The sequence below is a fragment of the Bhargavaea massiliensis genome, from assembly GCF_018390575.1.
Taxonomy (GTDB): domain Bacteria; phylum Bacillota; class Bacilli; order Bacillales_A; family Planococcaceae; genus Bhargavaea; species Bhargavaea massiliensis.
In genome coordinates, this window is the sequence record NZ_JAHBCJ010000005.1 from 1 (window position 1) to 20,747 (window position 20,747).

At 54.1% G+C, this 20,747-nt stretch carries 20 protein-coding genes, 1 other RNA gene and 1 pseudogene; 5 read left to right on the forward strand and 17 right to left on the reverse strand.

Going from position 1 to position 20,747, the window contains the following annotated elements:
- Positions 1-602 (forward strand): annotated as a pseudogene (locus KHA84_RS08600) (transposase); the annotation flags it as partial.
- Positions 603-780: 178 nt separating this feature from the next.
- Here the strand turns inward: KHA84_RS08600 and fabI are convergent.
- Positions 781-1,560 carry an enoyl-ACP reductase FabI gene (gene fabI, locus KHA84_RS08605; RefSeq protein ID WP_272875273.1) on the reverse strand — a complete coding sequence of 260 codons (780 nt, stop codon included), beginning with the start codon at positions 1,558-1,560 and terminating at the stop codon, positions 781-783.
- Between the two features lie 123 nt (positions 1,561-1,683).
- Complete coding sequence (locus tag KHA84_RS08610; RefSeq protein WP_213423129.1) at positions 1,684-2,406, reverse strand: gamma-glutamyl-gamma-aminobutyrate hydrolase family protein; 723 nt, start codon at positions 2,404-2,406, stop codon at positions 1,684-1,686.
- Positions 2,407-2,600: 194 nt separating this feature from the next.
- Here KHA84_RS08610 and KHA84_RS08615 point away from each other — a divergent pair, with 194 nt between their 5' ends.
- Entirely contained in the window at positions 2,601-2,810 is a 210-nt protein-coding gene (locus tag KHA84_RS08615) for a cold-shock protein (protein ID WP_213423130.1), read from the forward strand.
- 41 nt (positions 2,811-2,851) lie between these two features.
- Here the strand turns inward: KHA84_RS08615 and KHA84_RS08620 are convergent, their stop codons facing one another.
- Entirely contained in the window at positions 2,852-3,040 is a 189-nt protein-coding gene (locus KHA84_RS08620) for a zinc-finger domain-containing protein (protein WP_213423131.1), read from the reverse strand.
- Positions 3,041-3,137: 97 nt separating this feature from the next.
- On the opposite strand from KHA84_RS08620, the gene KHA84_RS08625 reads away from it, so the two are divergent.
- Positions 3,138-3,524 carry a reverse transcriptase-like protein gene (locus KHA84_RS08625; protein ID WP_213423132.1) on the forward strand — a complete coding sequence of 129 codons (387 nt, stop codon included), beginning with the start codon at positions 3,138-3,140 and terminating at the stop codon, positions 3,522-3,524.
- Positions 3,525-3,616: 92 nt separating this feature from the next.
- On the opposite strand, the gene KHA84_RS08630 is transcribed toward KHA84_RS08625, so the two are convergent.
- The 8 genes from KHA84_RS08630 to KHA84_RS08665 form a co-directional block, all read right to left on the reverse strand.
- Entirely contained in the window at positions 3,617-4,216 is a 600-nt protein-coding gene (locus tag KHA84_RS08630; protein ID WP_213423133.1) for a metallophosphoesterase family protein, read from the reverse strand.
- Complete coding sequence (locus KHA84_RS08635; RefSeq protein WP_213423134.1) at positions 4,213-4,917, reverse strand: DUF421 domain-containing protein; 705 nt, start codon at positions 4,915-4,917, stop codon at positions 4,213-4,215. Before KHA84_RS08635 ends, KHA84_RS08630 begins: the two co-directional genes overlap by 4 nt.
- A gap of 85 nt (positions 4,918-5,002) precedes the next feature.
- Entirely contained in the window at positions 5,003-5,830 is an 828-nt protein-coding gene (locus KHA84_RS08640) for a sulfurtransferase (protein WP_213423135.1), read from the reverse strand.
- Positions 5,827-9,450, reverse strand: a complete 3,624-nt coding sequence (locus tag KHA84_RS08645; protein ID WP_213423136.1) for a dynamin family protein — start codon at positions 9,448-9,450, stop codon at positions 5,827-5,829. Before KHA84_RS08645 ends, KHA84_RS08640 begins: the two co-directional genes overlap by 4 nt.
- A gap of 43 nt (positions 9,451-9,493) precedes the next feature.
- Positions 9,494-9,808 (reverse strand): hypothetical protein, encoded by a 315-nt coding sequence (locus KHA84_RS08650; protein ID WP_213423137.1) that lies wholly within the window; start codon positions 9,806-9,808, stop codon positions 9,494-9,496.
- Between the two features lie 157 nt (positions 9,809-9,965).
- On the reverse strand, positions 9,966-11,861 hold the full coding sequence (locus tag KHA84_RS08655) for an ATP-dependent DNA helicase (protein WP_213423138.1): 1,896 nt from the start codon (positions 11,859-11,861) through the stop codon (positions 9,966-9,968).
- A gap of 131 nt (positions 11,862-11,992) precedes the next feature.
- On the reverse strand, positions 11,993-13,300 hold the full coding sequence (locus tag KHA84_RS08660) for a DUF4179 domain-containing protein (RefSeq protein WP_213423139.1): 1,308 nt from the start codon (positions 13,298-13,300) through the stop codon (positions 11,993-11,995).
- Entirely contained in the window at positions 13,293-13,814 is a 522-nt protein-coding gene (locus KHA84_RS08665) for a sigma-70 family RNA polymerase sigma factor (protein WP_213423140.1), read from the reverse strand. Before KHA84_RS08665 ends, KHA84_RS08660 begins: the two co-directional genes overlap by 8 nt.
- A gap of 239 nt (positions 13,815-14,053) precedes the next feature.
- On the opposite strand from KHA84_RS08665, the gene KHA84_RS08670 reads away from it, so the two are divergent.
- Together KHA84_RS08670 and KHA84_RS15600 are read left to right on the forward strand one after the other, a co-directional pair.
- Positions 14,054-14,224 (forward strand): hypothetical protein, encoded by a 171-nt coding sequence (locus KHA84_RS08670; RefSeq protein WP_213423141.1) that lies wholly within the window; start codon positions 14,054-14,056, stop codon positions 14,222-14,224.
- Positions 14,225-14,227: 3 nt separating this feature from the next.
- Complete coding sequence (locus KHA84_RS15600; RefSeq protein WP_213423142.1) at positions 14,228-14,380, forward strand: nuclease-related domain-containing protein; 153 nt, start codon at positions 14,228-14,230, stop codon at positions 14,378-14,380.
- Between the two features lie 214 nt (positions 14,381-14,594).
- Here the strand turns inward: KHA84_RS15600 and KHA84_RS08680 are convergent, their stop codons facing one another.
- From KHA84_RS08680 to KHA84_RS08705, 6 genes are all read right to left on the reverse strand, one after another.
- Complete coding sequence (locus KHA84_RS08680) at positions 14,595-15,728, reverse strand: THUMP domain-containing class I SAM-dependent RNA methyltransferase (protein WP_213423143.1); 1,134 nt, start codon at positions 15,726-15,728, stop codon at positions 14,595-14,597.
- A gap of 122 nt (positions 15,729-15,850) precedes the next feature.
- An RNA gene (gene rnpB / locus KHA84_RS08685) (RNase P RNA component class B) lies at positions 15,851-16,231 on the reverse strand.
- Between the two features lie 94 nt (positions 16,232-16,325).
- Positions 16,326-16,625 carry a cell division regulator GpsB gene (gpsB, locus tag KHA84_RS08690; protein ID WP_213423144.1) on the reverse strand — a complete coding sequence of 100 codons (300 nt, stop codon included), beginning with the start codon at positions 16,623-16,625 and terminating at the stop codon, positions 16,326-16,328.
- A 160-nt stretch (positions 16,626-16,785) separates the two neighbouring features.
- Entirely contained in the window at positions 16,786-18,033 is a 1,248-nt protein-coding gene (locus KHA84_RS08695) for a ribonuclease H-like domain-containing protein (protein ID WP_213423145.1), read from the reverse strand.
- A gap of 5 nt (positions 18,034-18,038) precedes the next feature.
- Complete coding sequence (locus tag KHA84_RS08700; RefSeq protein WP_336511131.1) at positions 18,039-20,306, reverse strand: DEAD/DEAH box helicase; 2,268 nt, start codon at positions 20,304-20,306, stop codon at positions 18,039-18,041.
- Positions 20,278-20,664 carry a YppE family protein gene (locus KHA84_RS08705; RefSeq protein ID WP_213423147.1) on the reverse strand — a complete coding sequence of 129 codons (387 nt, stop codon included), beginning with the start codon at positions 20,662-20,664 and terminating at the stop codon, positions 20,278-20,280. Before KHA84_RS08705 ends, KHA84_RS08700 begins: the two co-directional genes overlap by 29 nt.
- Between the last annotated feature and the right edge of the window lie 83 nt (positions 20,665-20,747).

Sequence of the window (20,747 nt, forward strand, 5' to 3'; positions counted from 1 at the left end):
ACTACGAACGGCGTTTCAAGGACACGGATCTATTTGAACAGATCTTCTACCGGATTCTAAAACAGGTTGCAGAACGTGGGCTGCTCCGGGCGGAGTACGTGTTTATCGACTCTGCCCATGTCAAGGCCAGCGCCAACAAACTGAAGTTCACGAAGAAAGTGGTCCGCAAGGAAACACGCGCCTACCAGTCCTTGCTGGAAGAAGAGATCAACGCGGATCGTGAGGAGAACGGAAAGAAACCGTTCCCTCCGGACAAGTGGGACCGTGAAGAGGAGAAGGAAATCAAGGAAAGCACAACCGATCCTGAAAGCGGTTATTACTTAAAAGACGAGCGGGAAAAGAAATTCGCCTATTCCTGTCACGCAGCCACTGACCAGAACCGCTTCTTCCTCGCTTCCATCGTGACACCCGGTAATGTTCATGACAGCCATATTTTCGAACCATTGCTGAATGTCGTCAAAGAGAAAGTCGGTAAGCCGCTTGCCGTTGCTGATGATGCCGGATACAAAACACCTCATATCGCCAAGGTCATGATCAATGATGGAATCCGCCCTTGTCTGCCTTACACCAGGCCGCGTGGTAAAAAAGGATATCTGAGAAAGACTTGGGAGTCATTGGAACCGGCCTGACGGCCGGTCATTCCAAGGGGGGTATGGGGAAAAATATGCGAAATATCCACGAAAATGACAAAACGGACCCAAAAAGATTTCTTTTGGGTCCGTTTTGTCTACAGTCTGAACCGGAAAGCATGGATGCTTTCCGGTTAAAGGTCTATTGGGCTTAACCCATGATGTGATAGCCGCCGTCGACATAGATGACTTCGCCAGTTACGCCTGTTCCCATGTTTGAAAGTAGTGCCACGGTCATGTCGCCGACTTCACGCTGATCGACATTGCGCTTAAGCGGAGCAGTTTCCTCGATCTGATGCAGGATCGTGTTGAAAGACGGGACCCCTTTCGCTGCAAGCGTACGGATGGCGCCTGCGGAAATCGCGTTGACGCGGATGCCGTCTTTTCCAAGGTCGTTGGCCAGGTAGCGAACCGACGCTTCCAGTGCCGCCTTTGCGACGCCCATGACGTTGTAGCCGTCCAATACGCGCTCCGCTCCAAGGTAGGTCATGGTCACGATTGCGCCGCCTTCTGTCATATAAGGTTTCGCTTCCCGTGCGACTGCCACCAGGGAATAGGCACTTGTGTCCTGTGCGAATGCATAGCCGTCACGGGATGTGTCAACAAAGTCACCCTTGAGGTCTTCCCCTTTTGCAAAGGCGACCGAGTGGACGATACCGTGGATCGTTCCCACTTCTTCACCGATTGTGCGGAACGCTTCTTTGACGCTCTCGTCGTCGTTCACGTCACACTGGACAATCAGGCGGGCTTCATAACCTTCTTTGTCCAGTGCCCGCTCCAGTTTTGCGCGCGAACGCTCCTGTCGGTTTGTAAAGATCAGGTTTGCCCCGGTTTCATAAAGTTGCTTGGCAACACCCCAGGCAAGGCTGCGCTCATTCGCCACGCCCATGATGACAATATTTTTACCTTCAAGTTTCAGCAAATCTCCCATTCAAAAAACCTCCCGGACCTTAATACCAGTCATTAGCATCTGGTGCTAATGAGAGTATAGCACAGGATGACGCGCCGGGTGCAGTAGAAATAAAAAAGCACCGGTTGCCCGGCGCACAATTTCTCACGATTTGCTTTTCTTATACTCTGCAGCGGCTTTGATAAACCCTTCAATAATAGATTGTGATGGTTCATGACCTTTAAGTGCGAAGTTCTCCGGGTGCCACTGCGTGCCAAGGACAAAGCGCTTATCCGGCATTTCAATTGCTTCCGCCAAGCCATCGGGAGACTGAGCCGCAATTTCCACACCTTCACCGACCGTCTTGATTCCCTGTCTATGGGATGAGTTCACCCGTGTCCGGCCGCCCGGGAACAGTGGCGGGAGAATCTCGCCGACTTTGATTTCCACATGGTGGACAGGATGTTCCCGGCCATGCTCCTGCAAGTGCTTGAGCGGCTCATCCAGCTGTTTTTCGATGCACTGGTAGAGCGTGCCGCCGGTCATGACATTGAGCATCTGGGCGCCGCGGCATGTCCCGAAAAAGGGCATGTCCCGAGCCAGTACGTTTTTGATGACGGACGAATCAAATTCGTCCATTTCAAAATTGATCTGACCAGTTTCCGGCATCGTTTCTTCCCCGTAAAGGTCCGGGTCAATATCCCAGCCGCCGGTCATGATGACGCCATCGACCAGGTCCAGCACATCGTCCAGGTGTTCGGAAGGAACAATCGGAATGATGATCGGAATCCCGCCTTCCTGGATGACAACCTCCGGGTACACAGGCTGCATTTTATAGTCATATAAATTCTCCTGTTGCTGTGCGGTGATGCCGATAATCGGTTTCATATGTGTCAACTCAACTTTCATTTTGGGTAGGTATAACATTTTCTTCCCTGATCAGTAAGCCTCCTAAACTAGAAAAAACACCCTGATTCATCAGAGAATTCATACGTCCGTTGACGCTCTTTGTCGGTTCATGTATATTGAAGGGTAGTTCCGGCCATGCTGGACAAAGACATTTGCGCTTTGGAGGGATGGGCATGTACCAGGGCAAGGTGAAATGGTTCAGCAACGAAAAGGGCTACGGCTTTATCGAACTCGATAATGGCGAGGACGTCTTCGTACACCATACCGGCATCACCGGTGAGGGATTCAGGACACTTGACGAAGGCGAAATTGTTTCGTTCGAAGTGGTGGAAGGCAACCGCGGTCCCCAAGCGGCAAATGTCGTAAGATTAGACGCACAATGATAGGCACAAAGCCCGCTTTGCACAGACGCAGAGCGGGATTTTCATTGGCCGAGCTTATTCAGTTCTGAACCGAGGAAACGAAGCTGCTCCCCTACAGTACATTGCTTGATGCAGAAGCGGTGAGCGGTCGCCTTCCCCTTTTCCGTCCGAAGCTGTTTTTTCAGGAAACAGCCGTCGCAGTATCGGTCCAGCAGTTCATCGATATCCTGGATCAGGTCCATTTTGTTCAACAGCGTTCACTCCAGTTTTCTGATTCCCACATTGTACCGGCTTCCCGCTTCCTTTTCAAGCAGGCAGGTTGTCCGGCTGTGAAAAGGAGGTGCTTGGGTGCTTGAGGTATATATAGACGGCGCTGCTGCGGGAAACCCGGGCCCTGCCGGCATCGGGGTGTTTATCCGAGGCGAAGGACATGAGGTCAAAGTATCGGAGCCCACCGAAGATCTCGATAATCATACAGCGGAATTCCGGGCGCTTGTCAGAGGCGTTCAAGAAGCCTCGAAATTAACTTCCGGAATGGTATCGGTCCGGTCGGATTCCAAGGCAGTCGTCGGCGCGGTCGAAAAACGTTATGCGAAAAACCCTGTACATATGGATATGCTTGATCGAGCCCTCCAAATCGCTGAAGGATTCGATTTCTTTTTCATCAAGTGGATCCCTGACAGCCAGAACCGTGCCGCAGATGCGCTTGCAAGAGCCGCAATCCGGAGGAAGTGATAGTTAGTATGGCCCGGCAAACCGGGTAAATTCGCCGTAGAACAGAATTTAAAAACGGAAGCCGGCACTGGGCGGGCTTCCGTTTTTTTCTGTTAGTCGATCACTTTCATAAATGTAACTGTTCCCGCATCTGCTTCGTACAGGACCCAGGTACGGTCTCCTACGACTGCGCCGACGTTCACGAATGTCCGTCCTTTCGTGACGCTATATGGAACGCCGAAACCGACTTCTTCCATTTGTCTGTTAATGGTCAGTCCGGAATCATGGCTGTGGCCGTAGAAGATGAGATCCGGCCCGGTTTCGGGGAAAACGGGCATCCACGGATCCCCTCCCCACTCCCACTGGTGGCCATGAATGACCATGGCTGAATCTCCGATGAGGATCCGCTCTTCCATTCTGCGGATTCTCCGCAGGAGCGGTTCGTCGGAGTCGGTAATCTGTACAATCCGCTCCTCCTGATTGCCCCGTACCGACGGGAAGGTCAGCATGTCGATCAGCTCATCAGTCGTTAGCATGACGTCTTCCAGCTTGTTGAATCGCTCAAAGGGCGCCCGCTTCTTGCTGATGATGCACTCAAACAGATCACCCGTGCCGATCAGCTCGGCATCCGGCGCTTGTTTTTTGATATCATTCAACACATCTTTCAAGTCCTCTACGGATGAATGGATGTCTCCCAATAACGCGTACTTCATTCTCTACCCCCGGCATCAATCGTATCGTCAAAAGATCTGATATAAAATCCTTCTGTCTCAGACCACTCACAGTATAGGATCTTGTCGGTATCGCGATAGCCCATTTCAGAGAGTTGGTCACGGAGCCACTGCTTGGTCTTTCCGACCAATTTCAGCATGTCCTCTTTGACGAACCCTCCATCAATCAGCAAGACGGACGGATCTTCTTCCGGCTTCTCAATCTTCAGGTCTCCGACAGTAGCCGGCTTGTACTTGGCAAACGTATTGATCGAGACGGAACCGCCCGGCTCGATGATCAGGTCTTTGACCTCGCGAAGCGAGAAGATGCCCTGTTGGCGCAGCATGATCCGGAGCTGTTCCATTTCCAGCATGTTGCGGTCCATCTTCTTCGTGTTCAACTTTCCATCCTTGATGATATAGTCGGGTGTTCCCATGAGTGCAACCCTTGCCTTGTCCGACTTTTCCGCAATCTTTTCGATGATGAATACGATTAGTCCGAACAAAACCAAAGTAAAGACGAGTTTCCAGATGGAAACTTTATCGTCGTAGACGGATTCTTCCAGAATCCCTCCGAAAATCAGGAGATAGACGATATCGAACGGTGTCATCTCCGCAAGTTCTTTCCGCCCCAGGAGACGGATGATAAGAAGCAGGAAAGTGATTCCGATAGCCAGCTTCCCTACTATCACCAAATAGTCCAAAGCAATCCCTCCGTGACAATAATTCTTTCATCATCACGGTAGATACCCTGTTCCTACCTATCTGAATCTGGCAAAGAGTACCGCTTCATTCACGGTCTTTCTCTACCGGGTTGTCGGGATCGCTTACCCAGTCGCTGTAGCTGCCGACATAAAGGCGGAGATTCTTCTTTCCGATATGGTCCAGCATGGCGTAAAGCGGAGCAGCCGTCACACCGCTTCCGCAATATACGGTTACCGGTTCATCATTTGCTACGGCTTCCCTGAGTTCTTGTTCCACTATTTCTCCTGAATCGAAGTATTTTCCCTTTTTCAGTCGCGTCCAGTCGTAGTTACGGGCGCCCGGAATATGTCCGGCGACCGGATCCAGCGGCTCATATTCCCCGCGGAATCGCTCGGCGGCACGAGCATCGAGCAGGACGCCCTCTTCATGACCTTCCGAAATCTTCTTCACATCTTCTCTGGACGCCAGAAGATGTTCCTGCCAGTCCGGTGTCACATTGGAAATTTGCGGGCGGCACGGCTCCGCATCAACCGGATAGCCGGCCATCCGCAAGCCGCCGAACCCTTCCTTCAGGATGAGGGCTTGTGTGAATCCTCCATACCGCAGCAGGAAATAAGCGCGTGCAGCAAACGGCTCGCCGCCCCCGTCATATATGAGAATCCGGTCATCCAGGGACAGACCGCTCCGCCGGTACAGCTCTGTAAGGTGTTCTCGGGAAGGCATCGGGTGACGTCCGTTCTCCGATGCCATGTCCGACATGTCTTTTTCAAGGTCCCAGTAAACCGCACCTGCTATATGGCCTTCCTCATACGCTTGCCTGCCCGCTTCCGGGTCACCGAGCGTAAACCTGGCATCAATCAGCTTGTAGTAGCCTTCCGACAAATCGTCCACCGACTTGAATACGTCTGTCACCTGGATCCCTCCAATTCACAGATGGCTTCATAAACCTCTTTCCATTCCTGCAGATTCACTGTCTTCTCAAGCACTTCCCGCTCGGAAGCGATGCGGGCAAGTGCACCGTGCAGCAGATGCTGGCGAAGACCTTCCGCTTCCAGCTCCGTCCACTGGGTAAAGTCTTCGATCATCCGCTTCTTCTCATTCTCCACGTAGGCCTCCGCATCCTTCTTCGCAGTTGCTTCAAGGGCATCCCGCAATTTGTCACGCCCGCCACCTTCGAAGAAGTCTTTGTCGTTTTTAAACAGCCGATTGACCGATGCGTGCTTTTCCGGATCCGGATAAACCGCCGGGAATGTGAGGCTTTCCTTGTCCTTTGGCTCATACGGCGTCAGAGAGAACATCGGGTCCATGTCGCGGAGCTTCCGCTGTTCCTCCGTGAACCGCATGCCGAGCTTCCGGATCGTGAAGTTCATGAGCCGGAAGTCCGTGACCTTCATTTCCTGGACGATGTCAAATCCGACGGCATCAAGCGCTTCACTCAGTGCGGTCGCGAGGGCTTCTCTGGAAGGCTTTGATGCAAATGTCGCCGGGTTATAGGCTTCGCCGAAGAATTCATTGAACCGGAAGAATACGCGCTGGATCACGTAGTACAGCAGCTCGTCCAGCTCGGCCTTGGAATCATTCAGAATGACCGGCGCAGCCGACTGTGCGTAACGCTTCCTCAGTTCCTGCTCGAAGCGGCGGAGCTCTTCCATCCTCTCCGCTTTCCTGGACCGGTTCCGCTCGGTGCGCTCGATCAGTTCGCCGAGCCGCTCCGCGGTTTTTCGGCTTTCCTCGTTAAGCGCCTGGACCGCGAGTCCGCTCAGTTCGTCTCCAAGGAAATGGTGGAAGGCCTCCTCGAATACCGGCATGCCGGAGTGATAATCCGCCTGTTCCTGCTTTTCTTTCAGAGCGAGCAAACTCGAGATGCCGTAGAGCCGCGGATTGCGGATGCCGAAGCGCTGGAGTTCGCCGCCGACATACTGCTTGACCATATCCGCTTCCTCGTCGTTCGCAGCGAGATCGATTGCGTTGACAAGGAAAAACATCTTGTCCATCTCGAACGCGTCTTTAACCCGGCCGAGTTGGATGAGGAATTCCCTGTCCGCTGCTGCGAACGCGTGATTGTAATAGGTCACGAACAGAATCGCGTCCGCATTGCGGATGTATTCAAATGCGACATCGGTATGGCGGGCGTTGATCGAGTCCGCCCCCGGCGTGTCGACGAGCGTGATGCCGCGGCGTGTCAGTTCGCAATCATAATAGAAGTCGATCGATTCCACAAAGCAGCTCCGGCTTTCCTCGGCCACATACTTACGGAACTCGTCTTCTTCCACATTGACCGTCTGGCCGAGCAGCATACCGCGCTCCGGATACCCGTCGCGGAATGCACGGATAAACGAGCGGTGCAGCTGCTTGCCGTCTTCGATGTCTTCCTTGCCGATCGCCTCGTCGGCCTGTTTGAATGCTTCGTCGAGCGAGCGCACGGTCATGCCAAGCTGGGCAAACGCACGAGTGACGTCTTCCGTCATGGCGTCCGTTGACTTCAGATGGATATCCGCGGTGCCGCTTGTGTGGCGCTCGTCTGCCGGACGGATGCGGTTGATCGCTGCAGTCGTCGGGTTCGGGGATACCGGAAGCACCGATTCCCCGATCAGGGCGTTCGAGAACGACGACTTGCCGGCACTGAAAGCCCCGAATAGGGCGATGGTGAAGTCTTGCTTGCCGAGCCGGTCGGCTTTACGCATCAGATAATCCGCGGTTTCCTGGAAGCCCGGAATTCGCCCGACTTTTTCAGCAATCATGTTTGCCTGGCGTATGGCGCCTTCCGTATCGACATGGCCGGTTACTTCACGGACGAGCTCATCTTCTGTCCCGGCCTGTTCCTCTTCCTTGTCGGGCGCCATCGACGGATCGAATTCAATCACCGACTCCATCGCCGTGCGCTCAGTGGCTTCCCAGTGTTCGGCGAGCACGCCCGCTTCCTTCGTCAGTACCGGAGCAGGTGCATCCAGTGATTTGCGGAAGCCTGCAATTTCGTTATCCGCCTCCTCGATCGCGCGGATAGCGTCCGCTTTTCTGCCGAGGACGGATGACTGCTGGAGCTCGGAATCTGTCCGCTCATTGGCGGCATCGGCGATCCGGGCCGTCTGCTCGTTTTTCCATCCGTCGGTTTCGCGGATAAACCAGCGAATTGTAGACTGACGGACAGACTCCGTGAAGTTCAGCACAGTATCCCCGGTAACGAGCGCCCCTTGCGGCACTTGGCTTTCGATGACGGAGAGAGGCACATCAAATTCCATGCCATCAATTCGGAGCGCTTCCTCGTCCGTCAGGAGTCCCGCTTCCCTGAGCGACGTCTTCATCAGGCCTCGGAGGTGGACAGATACTTGGGCATCTACCGTTTTACGGTAAGTGGCAAGAACCGCATCAGCGCGCCGTTGCCGCTCTTCCCCGGTCTTTTTCCCGCTGAACAGGAAACCGACCTTGAACGACTTGGACTGCGCTTCCAGATAGTCTTTCATGAGATCGCGGACTTCAAACGGCATGAGCCCTGCGTTTTCCAACAGATCTTTCCGCTTTGATTCAAAGTCGCCCTGCCAACGTTCGGGCGACAGCAGCTCGACCCGCCTCGAGGCATCGGCTGCTTCTTCTTTGATTTCCGCACGGCGCGCCCATTCCTCTTCGGACAGGACATCCGCATAAGTCGCCTTCCGCTCTTCGCGCTCATCTTCGAGGAACCGGATGTGCTCATCGGCCAGCTTCCGCAGGGTTCCTTCTGCCGATGCCTGGAGGGATGCTTCCCGGTTATCGATGGACGTCGCGACCAGAGACTTCACCTTCTCGAAGTCATTGTTTGGAAGATCCGGCTCGCGGAGGGAGGTGAAAAAGATGCCCTTCGGATGGACGCCCCAGGAAGCGAAAGATTCACGCACGGAATTCTTGAAGTCTTCAAAACTCAGCTCCGCTTCTCGGTGTTTATCAATCTGGTTGACGATCAGGTACACATTTTCATTGTAAGTCATGAGGTTCTTGGTGAATGTGAAATTGAGTCCCGATTGGACATGGTTATAGTCCATCACATAGAACACGAGGTCCGCCACATGCAGGGACGACTCCGTCGACAGCCGGTGGGCATCATCAGTCGAATCGACACCTGGCGTGTCCATCACCGTCACGCCCTCCGGAAGTGCGGAATCTTTGTGACCGACTTCGATTTCTGAGACCGCCTGGCCGTCTTTCGAGAACTCCTTTACATATTGGACATCGACATCCCCCGAGAACCGGATCGGCGGCCCGTCCGTCCGGTGGATAATCGCGAAATCATCATCTGCTTTATGTACGTTTACGATATTGGCACTTGTCGGAATCGGCCCCGTTGCCAGGATGTCAACACCGGTCAGCGCGTTGATCATGCTGGACTTTCCCGCGGAAAAATGGCCCGCGAACCCGACAATATAATCATTTCTCATCAGTTTTCTTGCAAAACGTTCCGCCTTCTCGGCGCGCTCCCGGTCCCCGTTCTTGCGGAACAAAACCGCCAGCTGTGCAGCCTGCCGGATCAGTGGTTCATGATGCTGTTCAAATTGCGCCATTGGCTACAAATCTCCTCTACGTCTGTTTTCTTGTGCTATCATATCATTTTTTTGGTGAAGCGTGGCAGGGCGGGTGGGATTGAGCAAGGGATGGGACGGCATCGTCGGGATTAGTTTGATAATAGCCTGGGTTGGTTTCGTCATTCGTCCAGTCGGTTTCGTCATTTATCCAGCTCGTTTCGTCATTGGGCCGAATAGTTTCGTCATTTGGCTTCGGAAATGGGATGAATGACGACTGAAACCGGAGCAGCTGATTTGAAAAATAGCGGCGCGTGACTGTCGTGAGTAAATTTGAGAATAGCCTGCTTAATTTCGTCATTCCTTCTTCCGGTTTCGTCATTCCACTCGCCAGTTTCATCATTCGCCTCCGGAAAAGGGTCGAATGACGACACTATCCCCGTGAATGACGAAACTGGAGCGGCGAATGCTGAAATCGCCGGCGGACGGGATTCTGCCAAATGGCACTCTATGGCACACCAATCATCCGCTCCTCTAAAACAAAAAAACCTTCCGCATTACACGGAAGGCATACTGTCCGGCTGGACGGGAAGTACCTTTAGGATGTCCTCTTCAGCCTTTATTTCTTTTTCATCAAGCAGCAGTTGAATGTCGCCATGGTCCTCGGATGTACGGATCAGGCGGCCGATGCCCTGGCGGAGGCGCAAGAGCATATACGGCATGTCGATTTCACGGTGCGGATCATCGGCAAAGCGGCGCTTTGCTTCAAAAAGCGGATCGTCCGGAGGGTACGGAAGGTCATGGATGATGACACGTGTGAGCGCCTCACCCGGAATGTCGAGACCTTCCCACAGATGCCAGGAGCAGAGCACTTGCGCCTGGCCCTCCTGGAAGTCGCGGACCATTGCCGACAGCGCGCGGTCCCCTTCGAAAAGATAGCGCGGGTCTTTACCCGCCGCTTTCCGGAAGGCATCCATCGAAGCTTTCGACCGGAAGAGGATGAGCGACTGCCGGCCATCATCTGTGAGTCTCGTGACCTCGGCCGATTTATCGGCAGCACGGCTCACCCGGATTTTCATCACTTCTTCATAGTCAAACGGCGATTCGACGGAGAAGGACTTGTAATTCCGGATGCCGAGAGAGCCGGCGAGGAACGAGAAGTCTCCGTTCACAGACATGGTGGCGGAGGAGAAGATGACCGGCACCTTTTTCGAAAACAGCAGCTCTTCCAACATGTCGGTCACGAGCCGTGGCATGATGACCAGAGTCTCATCGCCGTTCTCATCTTCCAGCCAGTCGATTGCTTCACCGTTTTCCGCGAATAATTTCATGGAGTGGATGTATTGCTCGAGATATTCTTCGGCGATCTTCAGATCGTATTCCGGAATCACATAAAGATCCGCGTCAAATACGAGTTCCTCCAGAATATCGATGGCGAGCTTGACGACGGCTGCCGCTCGGTCGCCGATCGCCTTGGAGCGGACGATGGCACGTCGGTCACCCTCCCCTTCCGCCGACTCATGCAGCAGGCGGAACAGTTCTGCGTGATGATCGATCAGTGCCTCCATAAGGACGAGTGTTTTTTCACGGACACCGTCGACCATGATACGGGACAGCACCGTGTCAATCGTGCGTTCCTGGACGCGGTACGTGAACGCTTTTTGCGCAGCATATTCCAGCAGGTGGCCTTCGTCGAAGACAACAACGGAGGATTCCGGCAGGAGCGGCAGCTGCCCCTGGCGGCTGCGCGACTCTTTTGTCCAAAGATGTTCCATATAGAAATCCTGAGAGCAGATGATCAGGTCGGTCGACGCCCGGTAGTGGTTCCTGTGGAGTGTCTGGCCGCATCGGTTCCGGAGTTCGCATGAACCGCACTGAAAAAGCGGATGATAATTGACTGAGTTCCAATCCTCGTCGGACAGATCCGGATAATCGGATCGTGCACCGTAAGGATCAAGCCGCATCATCGAGCCGTGGCCGCGGACAAAGTCCGGAAGGCTCGCATCGATGGCGTCAGCAACATCTGTCACGCCTTTTGATTCATCCAGCCGTTTCAGGCACAGATACTGCTCACGTGATTTTGCAAGACGAACGTCAACCGTCAGGCCGAGCGCCCGCTCCAACTTTCCGATGTCCCCGGTTTCCTTGACCAGCTGGTCGATGAGCGTCTCGTCAGCACATGCGATAATCGCAGGCTTCCCGGTATACCGCGCATACGCGACCGCCGGCAGCAGATAGGCGATCGTCTTGCCCGTGCCGACACCCGCCTCCGCGAACAATACCGATTTGTCCTTGAGCGCCTGGCCGATCTGGAACGACATGAACACTTGCTCATCGCGCAGGTCAAAACCTTTCTCGGTCAGCTCGTCGTACAGCACATCACCGATCCAGTCGTCGAGTGACTCAAAAAACGACCGCTCCCGGTCCAATGCAAACGGAATCGCCTGTTTCAATCGTAAGCCCCCTGTAAACGTAATGAAAGCATTTTTCCATTCAGTCGGAAAAATGCACGATTTTATGAGTATAGCACGCCATGAAAAAAGTGGGAAGCATTTAAGTCTATGCTTCCCACCCGTTGTCCGTTTCATTCAAGATGGACGGTGACATCTCCTTCAATGTAATTTGGGTAGGCGAAGAAATGGATGGTGATCGGGTTTTTATAGTCTCCACTCTTAAAACTGAGGTCGCTATAACTGTAATCCCCCTCTTCATGATATCCGCTGGATGAAAGATCGATGACTTTCCCTTCTGCATCGACGGCTTCCTTAAGATAACCGTAACCAAATCGGGGCCCTGTCTTCATCTTGGTCTCCACCAGCGTCGGAGTCAGCTTCCTCACCTCCAGTTTTCCGTCGGACGGGACTTCAATCACTTCACCGGATAAGGTGTCGACCACGAGCTTCTCCTTTTTATCAATCGCCTGCATCCGGTTCATCCGAAAGATCATTCGGTCGGGCTGTTCGAAGAAACTGCTTTGGAGAAATAGGATTTTCGTGCCGTCTTCATCCCATGTCCCTGACATGCCATTTGTGGTCTTGCTCCAAATCTCGCCTTTGCTGTTCTCGATTCTGAGATCTTCATATTGAAGGATATCCATCGTGTTGTCGGGATCTTCCTTGATCCTCACTGCCACTTTGAGCGGGTGGACGGTGACGGATTCAATGACCACCTTTTGGCCTTCGAACGTGACGACCCGGTTCAGGTCATACAATTCCCCTTCGGCAATCGGTTTTTGAATGGTGAAGGGAAGCTGGAACACGTGATTTTCTGTATCGCGGATACTGAGCTTGAGCTCAAATTCCCTCGTATCCGGCGGCAGCGGGTCAGCGAAGTTAAAATTAATGTATTGCTCATTGCTCAACTTCCCGTCATCAGCAGGATTACCAAATACGATTCCCTGTGGCTCGATCAGCTTTCCATCCGTGTACAGCTCCGTAATCCCGATTGCCGGATCCTTCAGACCCGTCGTGGAATCGATTGTGTACATGACGACCATGCCTGACTGATCGACGATGACGCCAGTTAGTGTAATGGTGACTGCTCCATCCGAGCCGGTCACATGGATTTCCTCATAATACTCGTTGTCGATGATTGCCTGCATCCCTTTATCAAATTGAATCAGTTTAACGATCACCGACATGCCCGGAAGGCTGGAGACGGCTTTGGCAAATACCGGTGACACGCGAACTGATGTAATGAACACTACCAGCAGCACCGCAACCGCAGCAACCGACCAAAGCATTTTCCGGACTTGCCGCTTCCTCCTAGATCGATCACGCACTCCCTTCTGCATGCCGGCTTGTATCGCGGCGGACAAGGCCTCTTCAGGTACCGGGAGATCATCCAGCCGTTCTTTCATATGCCGCAGCCGCTCCTCTTCACGTTCAGTCATCTGAATGCCCTCCCTTCCCGTTGATGAAATCCCGCAGAGTCCGCAGCGACTTGTGGAGCCGGGACTTCACCGTTCCCTCCGGAAGCTTTTCGATTTCAGCGATTTCTTTAATCTTCATCTCCTCAAAATACTTTAAATGGATCAGGCGGCGCGACGGATCCGGCAGGGTGAGGAGCGCTTCTTCGAGTATGAGGAAATCATCGCCGGGTTGTCGCGTGATGTCTTCCGGCACCCGGCCGCTCACCGGCTCGCGCCTCGATTTTTTCAGTTCATCCTGGCAGTAATTGATCATGATCCGCGTCACCCACGTTTTGGCATATGCCGGCTCTTTCAGCCGGCGGATATTCCGGAACGCCCGCGCTGTCACTTCCTGAACGGCCTCGACCGCAGAGTGCTCGCTTTTCAGGAAGGCATACGCCGTGCGGTAAAGCGACGCTTTATACAGCTCCATCAGACTGACGAACGCCTCGGCATCTCCTCTTATTGAACGCTCAGCCAGCTCTCTTTCTTCCATGGCCTACCCCCGCTTCCTGTGTCTCTGTATTTATTAGACAGGCGGAGTGCGGAAAAGTTCAAGGGAAATTGACAAAATTTGAATTTGTTTTTGGGAGTAGCGAGGCCGGATGGGATTTGTTCGAAATTGAGAAGTGGTGAAATGTGTTTTTGGGGCGATTTTGCAGGGGGAAATCGAAAAATGGGGATTTGCCAGATACCTAACCGATTGGGTGTAATGGATTAACCGGAGGTGCATCAATGAGAAAATTTCCGTTAGAGCTATATGCGATCAGGAGGATGCCAAGGAGGTTGGATGATCTCTCCGTTGGCTATCGAGATTTAGGTGAGGAAGAACGTGCCATGACTTTCGGCTGGCTGGGAGAACGTCGGGTCGATCAGTTTGTAGCAAGGTCGGGAATTGATACATAACGGGTGATCACCGATCTCACCTTGCATCATCCCGCTTTAGGTGCCGTACAGTTGGATACGGTCATCGTCACTAACTCTAAAATTTTGCTTTTGGAAGTGAAGAATATTCACGGAATGCTCGAGTTGGAAAGTACGCCAGCACGGATGGCAAGCTGATTTGATGAAGGCGTTATATTGCAAGTGAATTCGCGGCAGCAGTGTGTAGGTTAGCGACCGCAATACCTGATTTCACGACCGCACCGCGAGATTTCGCGACTGTAACTCATAATTTCGCGGCCGCACTGAAGTTCGCGACCGCAACTCCGAAGTTCGCGGCCGCAACACAATAATAAAAACCGGGCGTCCGCCCGGTTTCCTCTCATCACTCGTATCAATCTCTTTTCCGCTGTCCCCAGAACTGGTAATAGTCCGTTCGGATAAAGCCGTTGAAGAGTTTACGCTTCTTCGTCGCCTGGCGTCCGTATAGCTCCTCAAAGTTTTCCATAGACGAGAGCATGTAGACGGACCAGGTCGGGTACTGCTTCATCACTTTGCCGAGTCCGCGGATGACTTGTTCGACTTCTTCGACTTCTCCGATCCGCTCACCGTATGGCGGGTTGGAGGCCATGACACCGTTGTCTTTGTCAGAGGTGAAATCGGCGGCCTGCATCTGTTTGAAGCGGATCAGGTCGGCAAATCCGGCTTCCGCTGCGTTGGCTTCGGCAATCTGGATCATGCGGTGATCAATATCGGTGCCGGTGATGTCGAGTTCGACGTCGTAGTCGGCAACGCTGTCCGCATGGGCGCGGACGTCTTCCCATACGGAAGCGCTCATCCATGGCCATTGTTCGCTCACGAATTCACGGTTGTAACCGGGCGCAAGGTTCTGGCCGATCATCGCGGCTTCGATCGCAAGTGTACCGGAACCGCAGAAAGGGTCATGAAACGGTCGGTCCGGGCTCCAGCGGGTCAGCTGGACAAGTGCCGCGGCGAGTGTTTCTTTGAGCGGCGCGTCGCCCTGTCCCACCCGGTAGCCCCGTTTGTGAAGGCCTGCTCCGCTCGTATCGATCGTGAGCGTCGCCACATCTTTCAGCATGGATACTTCGATTTTGAATAGCGCACCCGTCTCGGGCAGGATGCCCCGCCGGCCATAGGCACCGTTCAGCCGCTCGACAATGGCTTTCTTGGTGATGGCCTGGCAGTCGCGGACGCTGCCTAGCTGGGATTTAACGGATTTCCCGCTGACCGGGAACTCGGCGTCTGCAGGAAGAAGTTCCTCCCACGGGATCGACTTCACGCCTTCGAACAGATCGTCAAATGTGTACGCCTTGAACTCGCCGGCGACGATTTTGACCCGGTCTGCCACGCGGAGCCACAGGTTTGTGCGCGCGATGGCGGTTTCGTCCCCTTCAAAGTAGATCTTCCCGTTTTCGACGGTCGGCTCGTAGCCGAGCGCGCGGACCTCGTCGGCGACGGGCTTCTCCAGGCCCATCGCGGCGGTCGCCACCAAATTGAATGTCGTCATCGTATCGTACCACTCCTCACCGCCGGTACATTTTCCCGGCGAGTCTGCTGTATGTATCGTACAAAAGAAACGCCCTCCTGTCATGGGAGAGCGTTTCATTACATGCAAATATACCGTCGCCATTCGATAAGCCATGTTTTGTTCCTTTGTACTCAGACGGCTTGCGCCTCGTACTCCGGCGGTAATCATCTATCTACAGGCAGCTGCCTGTCCCTTCCTCCGTTCAGTTCCTTCGGAAGGACGCCCCTACCAAAATTTGGGTTTCTCGCTCGAGGGGTTTACCCGTTCCACCCGCACCGTTTCCGATGCGACTACGTCACTGTGGCACTTTTCAGGGAATCTCTGCCGTATCCCGAAGGACTTAGGCATTATTCCCGCCGTCAGACCCGGATGGATCTGCCCCGGCTTATGACTTCGCCGGGCACGAACACTACGGTCATCTCAGAACCGTGCGAGCATGGACTTTCCTCTACAACCCGAAGTTGCAGCGATTACCTGAATGGCGACTTTGGCAACGTTCATCATACCATAAACGCGCCCCGGAATCAACCGGAGGCAGACTTCCACCTTCCTCCATACCGGGGCGCGTCCTGAAATTCAGTCGTTCAGTTTATTTCCGAATACGTGGCGTTCGAGGTTCGACAATCGCTTCAGGATGTCGAAATTCGTCGTGCCTGTCTGCTGAGGCGCCGGTGCGGATGAACGGCTTTTCAGCTCTTCGATTTCCTCGGTTAGCCGCTTGTTTTCTTCAGTGAGTGCGGCAATTTTCTTGTTGAATGCTTCATAGTCTTGGATGATTTCATCGAGAAAATGATCGACTTCGTCCGGCTTGTATCCCCGGACTCCAGTTTTGAACTCGTGTTCGAGGATTTCCTTGGCGGTCAGTTTAGTCTCCATGACTCTCGTCCTTCCGTCTTTGCTAGCTTCCTTAAATTATAGCATATTTTGCCCGCGGGTGTTTATCCCTGTCGGAAAGAATGGGCCTGCATGTCGGAATCTGCGCTTGCCCGGGAAATACCCGGACACTACAGTGGAATATTTCCCCGCTCCGATTTTGTTATTTCCCCTGTTTCCTCCGGACTCTTGCAAGGCGGATTTCGAAGCGCTCCTGCCACCGCTCTTTGCGGGAGGGTTTCAGCGCCGTCATGTTTTTCAGGAGCCCTGCCGCGCGGAGGCAGTTCATCTCCGCTTCAGGCAGCTTGCCCAGACGGTGTTCCTGCAGCTTCGCCAGCTCTTCGAGTGCCTGGAGGGTTTTCCTCTCGTCCAGACCGCCCTTGTAGGCCTGCAGAAAAGCGGATTCTGCATCTTCATAGCGCTTTTCTTTTTTCAGGAGAAAGCCGAGGTAATAATACGCTTCGTCGGTTTCGTCGAAAAAGACGTTCGTCACTTCCTCAAGCACTTCCCGGCTTTTCTCGTACGCCTTCAGATCACCGAACCATTTGCCGATGTTCGTATGGGGAAGCGGGGTTTCTTCTTCATTCTCTTTCATGAGCAGTGAGGTCAGCTTAGTGAACAGCGTGACAAGCGACAGCAGGTCCCACTCATTATGACGAAGGACGCGGAGCAGGAGGTCGGGGTTCCCGCTCCGGACAGCATCGGTATAGATAATCGGCGCGAGAAATCCCGGGACATCATCTTCCCGGTAAAAGCCGAGCACTTCTTCCTCGACTGATTTCAGTGAAAAGCTGTCGATGCTTCCTCTCCATACGCGCCGAGTGCCCTGAAGAAGATCGATATGCGCAGGATCGGGAAGTTTCGGTAGGTGTTCGCGGTTCATTGTCCAGCGGGTCTGCAGTTGGGGCCAGTCAAAACTTTTTCCATTATAAGTGACGAGGGTGCGGCCCGGCTTCCATAGGCCCGTCTCGAACAGAAATGCCGTCTCATGAGCCGGATCAGCCAGCACATATTGGTCGAGGGTGAACTCCTCTCCGTCCGTCGAGAGCAGGCCGGCCATGAAAATGAGCGAGCCTGTGCCCTTGAGGCCGGTTGTTTCCGTATCGAAAAACAAAAGCTTTTTCTCGTCCCCTTCCGAAAACGGATGGACGCCGTCCGAGCCGGACCAGACAGACGCCGCTTCTTCAAGCAAACCAAGCGCCAGCCCGCCGTGCACGGTATCCGCCGGGTAGTGCGTCCGTTTCAGGAAAACCGTGCCGAACTGGTTGTCGATGCGCTTCAGTCCGGCCGCTTCCCATCCTTCTGCGTATTCCGGTACGGGCGGCTTTTTAAAAGCTGCCGCCTTTACTTTTTCCGCAGGTGCCTTTTTCAGCATCTTCTTCATCTGTATCAGTCGGTTTTCATAAGACATGCCACTCACCCCGCAAGCTTTCTGAGAAGCTCCGCGACACGGCGCTTAATGTTCCCGCCGGATTCCTGGGCGCCGATGCAGACCGGGCAACCGGATTCGCACGGGCAATGTTCTACATGGCCCGCCGTCTGCTCGAGCAGGTCCGGCCACATGCGGTGGATCCGCTTACTGAGCCCGATGCCGCCCGGATAGCTGTCATAGACGAAGAACGTCGGCCGCTTCGTATGGACCGCTTTTACCTGAGGGACGACATGGATGTCGGAGCGGTCGCAACTGACAAACAGTGGGATGAATGAATGCATTGCATATGCCGCTCCTGTCATCGTGTCGGTCAGGTCGGATTCCGTCCAGTCCACCGGCCGCTCGAACGACAGCCAGGCGGAAGACGTGTGCATTTCTTCTGCCGGAAGCGTGATCGGCCCGGAACCGATATTGTCATGGGTGTCGAAACGGATCTTTTTAAAGATGGTCGGCATGGCCAGCACCGCGATGTCTCCAAACGATTCCGTGTGGCCGTCCCGCTCTTCGAATTCATCTTCCGCGATGACCTTAAGCTCGACGGCCAGGTTGGCATCGGTAAAGTAGTCCACATCGACTTCCCGAACATAAGCCTTCTTTTCTTCCCAGTCGAGTTCTTCGACCTGGTATTGGGTCCCCTGGTGGATGTAAATCGCTTCTTCGTGAAGGAGTGTCATCGCGCTGTAGCGGTCCATCTCACCGATGACCGTCGTGTCGCGCGGGACCGACTTGTCGATGATGATGACGTTTTCCTGCGAAGCGGACCGCAGGCTGATCTCGCTTGCCGGGAAGCGCTCGCTCATCCAATGCCACTTGTCTCCGGCCTGGACGAGTATGCCCTCTGACGCGAGGAAAGCAAGCAGCTCCTGCACGTCAAACTCGCCGTACTGTTCGTCAAGCGTGAACGGCAGTTCGAACGACGCACACTTCAGGTGGTCCATGAGGATGAGGATGTTGTCCGGATGAATGCGCGCCTCTTCCGGCGATTGGCCGAACAAGTACTCCGGATGGTCGATCACATACTGGTCAAGCGGCAGCGACTGGGCGACGTAGATGATCAGCGCCTCGTCCTGCCGGCGGCCGGCACGTCCCGCCTGCTGCCAGGCACTCGCGATGTTGCCCGGATAGCCGGTCATGATGCACGCCTGAAGCTGGCCGATGTCGACCCCGAGCTCGAGTGCGTTCGTCGAGACGACTGTCTTGATGTCGCCGTTCCGGAGGCCCTTCTCGATCTCCCGCCGCTCCGACGGCAGATAGCCGCCCCGGTAGCCGCGGATCGTCGTGTCCGACAGCTTCTTTTTCGTCATCTCTTTCATATAAGTCACCAGCATCTCGACACGCACCCGGCTTTTGGCGAATACAATGGTCTGGATGTTCTCCTGGTAAAGCCTGCGGGCAAGGTCGCGCACTTCAAGCACAGCAGACCTCCGGATACCGAATGTCGGATGCACGACAGGGGGATTGTAAAAGATGAAATGCTTTTTCCCCGCCGGCGCCCCGTTGTCCGCGATCAGTGCCATCTCCCGGTTTGCGAGCGATTTCGCGAGCTCCCTCGGGTTTGCAATCGTGGCGGACGTGCAGATGACAACCGGGTCACTGCCGTAATAGCGCGCAATCCGAATCAGCCTGCGTAGCACATGAGAAACATGGCTGCCGAAGACCCCTTTATACGTATGAAGCTCGTCGATTACGATATACTTCAGATTTTCAAAGAGCGATACCCATTTTGTATGATGGGGCAAGATGCCGGAGTGGAGCATGTCCGGATTTGTCATGATGATATGGCCCGACTTCCGGACTTTCTGCCGGATGCCCGGGCTCGTGTCGCCGTCGTACGTGTGGCTGAGGATTTCCTCCCCGCTTTCCTCGATCAGCCTGTGAAGGTCCGCCATCTGGTCCTGTGCGAGGGCTTTTGTCGGGAACAGATAAAGCGCGCGGGACGAACGGTCTTCCAGCACCGACTGCAGGACGGGCAGATGGTAGCAGAGGGACTTACCCGAAGCGGTCGGTGTTACGGCAGTAAACGAGCTCCCCGAAAAAGCCAGGTCGAATGCTTCCCGCTGATGTGTATAGAGCCGGCTGATTCCCCGCGACTCGAGCGCTTTCCGGATTGACGGATGGAGCCTCTCCGGAAACGGCGCGTAGCGCGCCTCCTTCCCTTCGATCACGCGATGATGCCGGATCGACTCGCGCATTTCCGGATCCGCCAGCCAATCACCGACCAGTTCACTGATGGTCTTTTGCTTGTTTAGCACCATCCGCCCCCTCCTTCATCGCCGTCATCATTGTTTTCAGCAAATACTCCACAGACTGGATTGAATCGTAAAAACGCTTTTTTCCGGTTTTCGGATAAAACGACTGGACAACAAACTGTGTCATCATGTCTGCCGCGTTTTCAATCTGCGCTTCCCGCACATGTTTCGGACGATCTTGCCGGATCCATTCCTTTGATCGGTTCTGCCACTCTGCAATCCGTTCGTGGACTTGGTCCGCGTATGGCTTGACCTCAGCGAAAAAGTCCGGCTCCCGCTCCTCTTCCCTCATGCGGGCATGGCGTGGCCGGCATTTGCCGCATTCATCCAGCAGCTTTAAAGTCAGTTCATCAAGTTTCATATATAGGTCTTCCTTTTTAGTTGGTTTTCTTCATCCTACCAAATATGATAGGAAGTGACCACCAAGAGGGGAACAGACATTCC

What these genes read in the sequence shown, in the direction of transcription:
- KHA84_RS08610 (WP_213423129.1), bottom strand. Translation starts at nt 2,406, where the DNA reads ATGAAACCGATTATCGGCATCACCGCACAGCAACAGGAGAATTTATAT.
- KHA84_RS08680 (WP_213423143.1), bottom strand. Translation starts at nt 15,728, where the DNA reads ATGACGACATTCAATTTGGTGGCGACCGCCGCGATGGGCCTGGAGAAG.
- gpsB (WP_213423144.1), bottom strand. Translation starts at nt 16,625, where the DNA reads ATGGAGACTAAACTGACCGCCAAGGAAATCCTCGAACACGAGTTCAAA.
- KHA84_RS08695 (WP_213423145.1), bottom strand. Translation starts at nt 18,033, where the DNA reads ATGTCTTATGAAAACCGACTGATACAGATGAAGAAGATGCTGAAAAAG.
- KHA84_RS08665 (WP_213423140.1), bottom strand. Translation starts at nt 13,814, where the DNA reads ATGGAAGAAAGAGAGCTGGCTGAGCGTTCAATAAGAGGAGATGCCGAG.
- KHA84_RS08670 (WP_213423141.1), top strand. Translation starts at nt 14,054, where the DNA reads ATGAGAAAATTTCCGTTAGAGCTATATGCGATCAGGAGGATGCCAAGG.
- KHA84_RS08630 (WP_213423133.1), bottom strand. Translation starts at nt 4,216, where the DNA reads ATGAAGTACGCGTTATTGGGAGACATCCATTCATCCGTAGAGGACTTG.
- KHA84_RS08650 (WP_213423137.1), bottom strand. Translation starts at nt 9,808, where the DNA reads ATGAAACTGGCGAGTGGAATGACGAAACCGGAAGAAGGAATGACGAAA.
- KHA84_RS08660 (WP_213423139.1), bottom strand. Translation starts at nt 13,300, where the DNA reads ATGACTGAACGTGAAGAGGAGCGGCTGCGGCATATGAAAGAACGGCTG.
- KHA84_RS08705 (WP_213423147.1), bottom strand. Translation starts at nt 20,664, where the DNA reads ATGAAACTTGATGAACTGACTTTAAAGCTGCTGGATGAATGCGGCAAA.
- KHA84_RS08645 (WP_213423136.1), bottom strand. Translation starts at nt 9,450, where the DNA reads ATGGCGCAATTTGAACAGCATCATGAACCACTGATCCGGCAGGCTGCA.
- fabI (WP_272875273.1), bottom strand. Translation starts at nt 1,560, where the DNA reads ATGGGAGATTTGCTGAAACTTGAAGGTAAAAATATTGTCATCATGGGC.
- KHA84_RS08615 (WP_213423130.1), top strand. Translation starts at nt 2,601, where the DNA reads ATGTACCAGGGCAAGGTGAAATGGTTCAGCAACGAAAAGGGCTACGGC.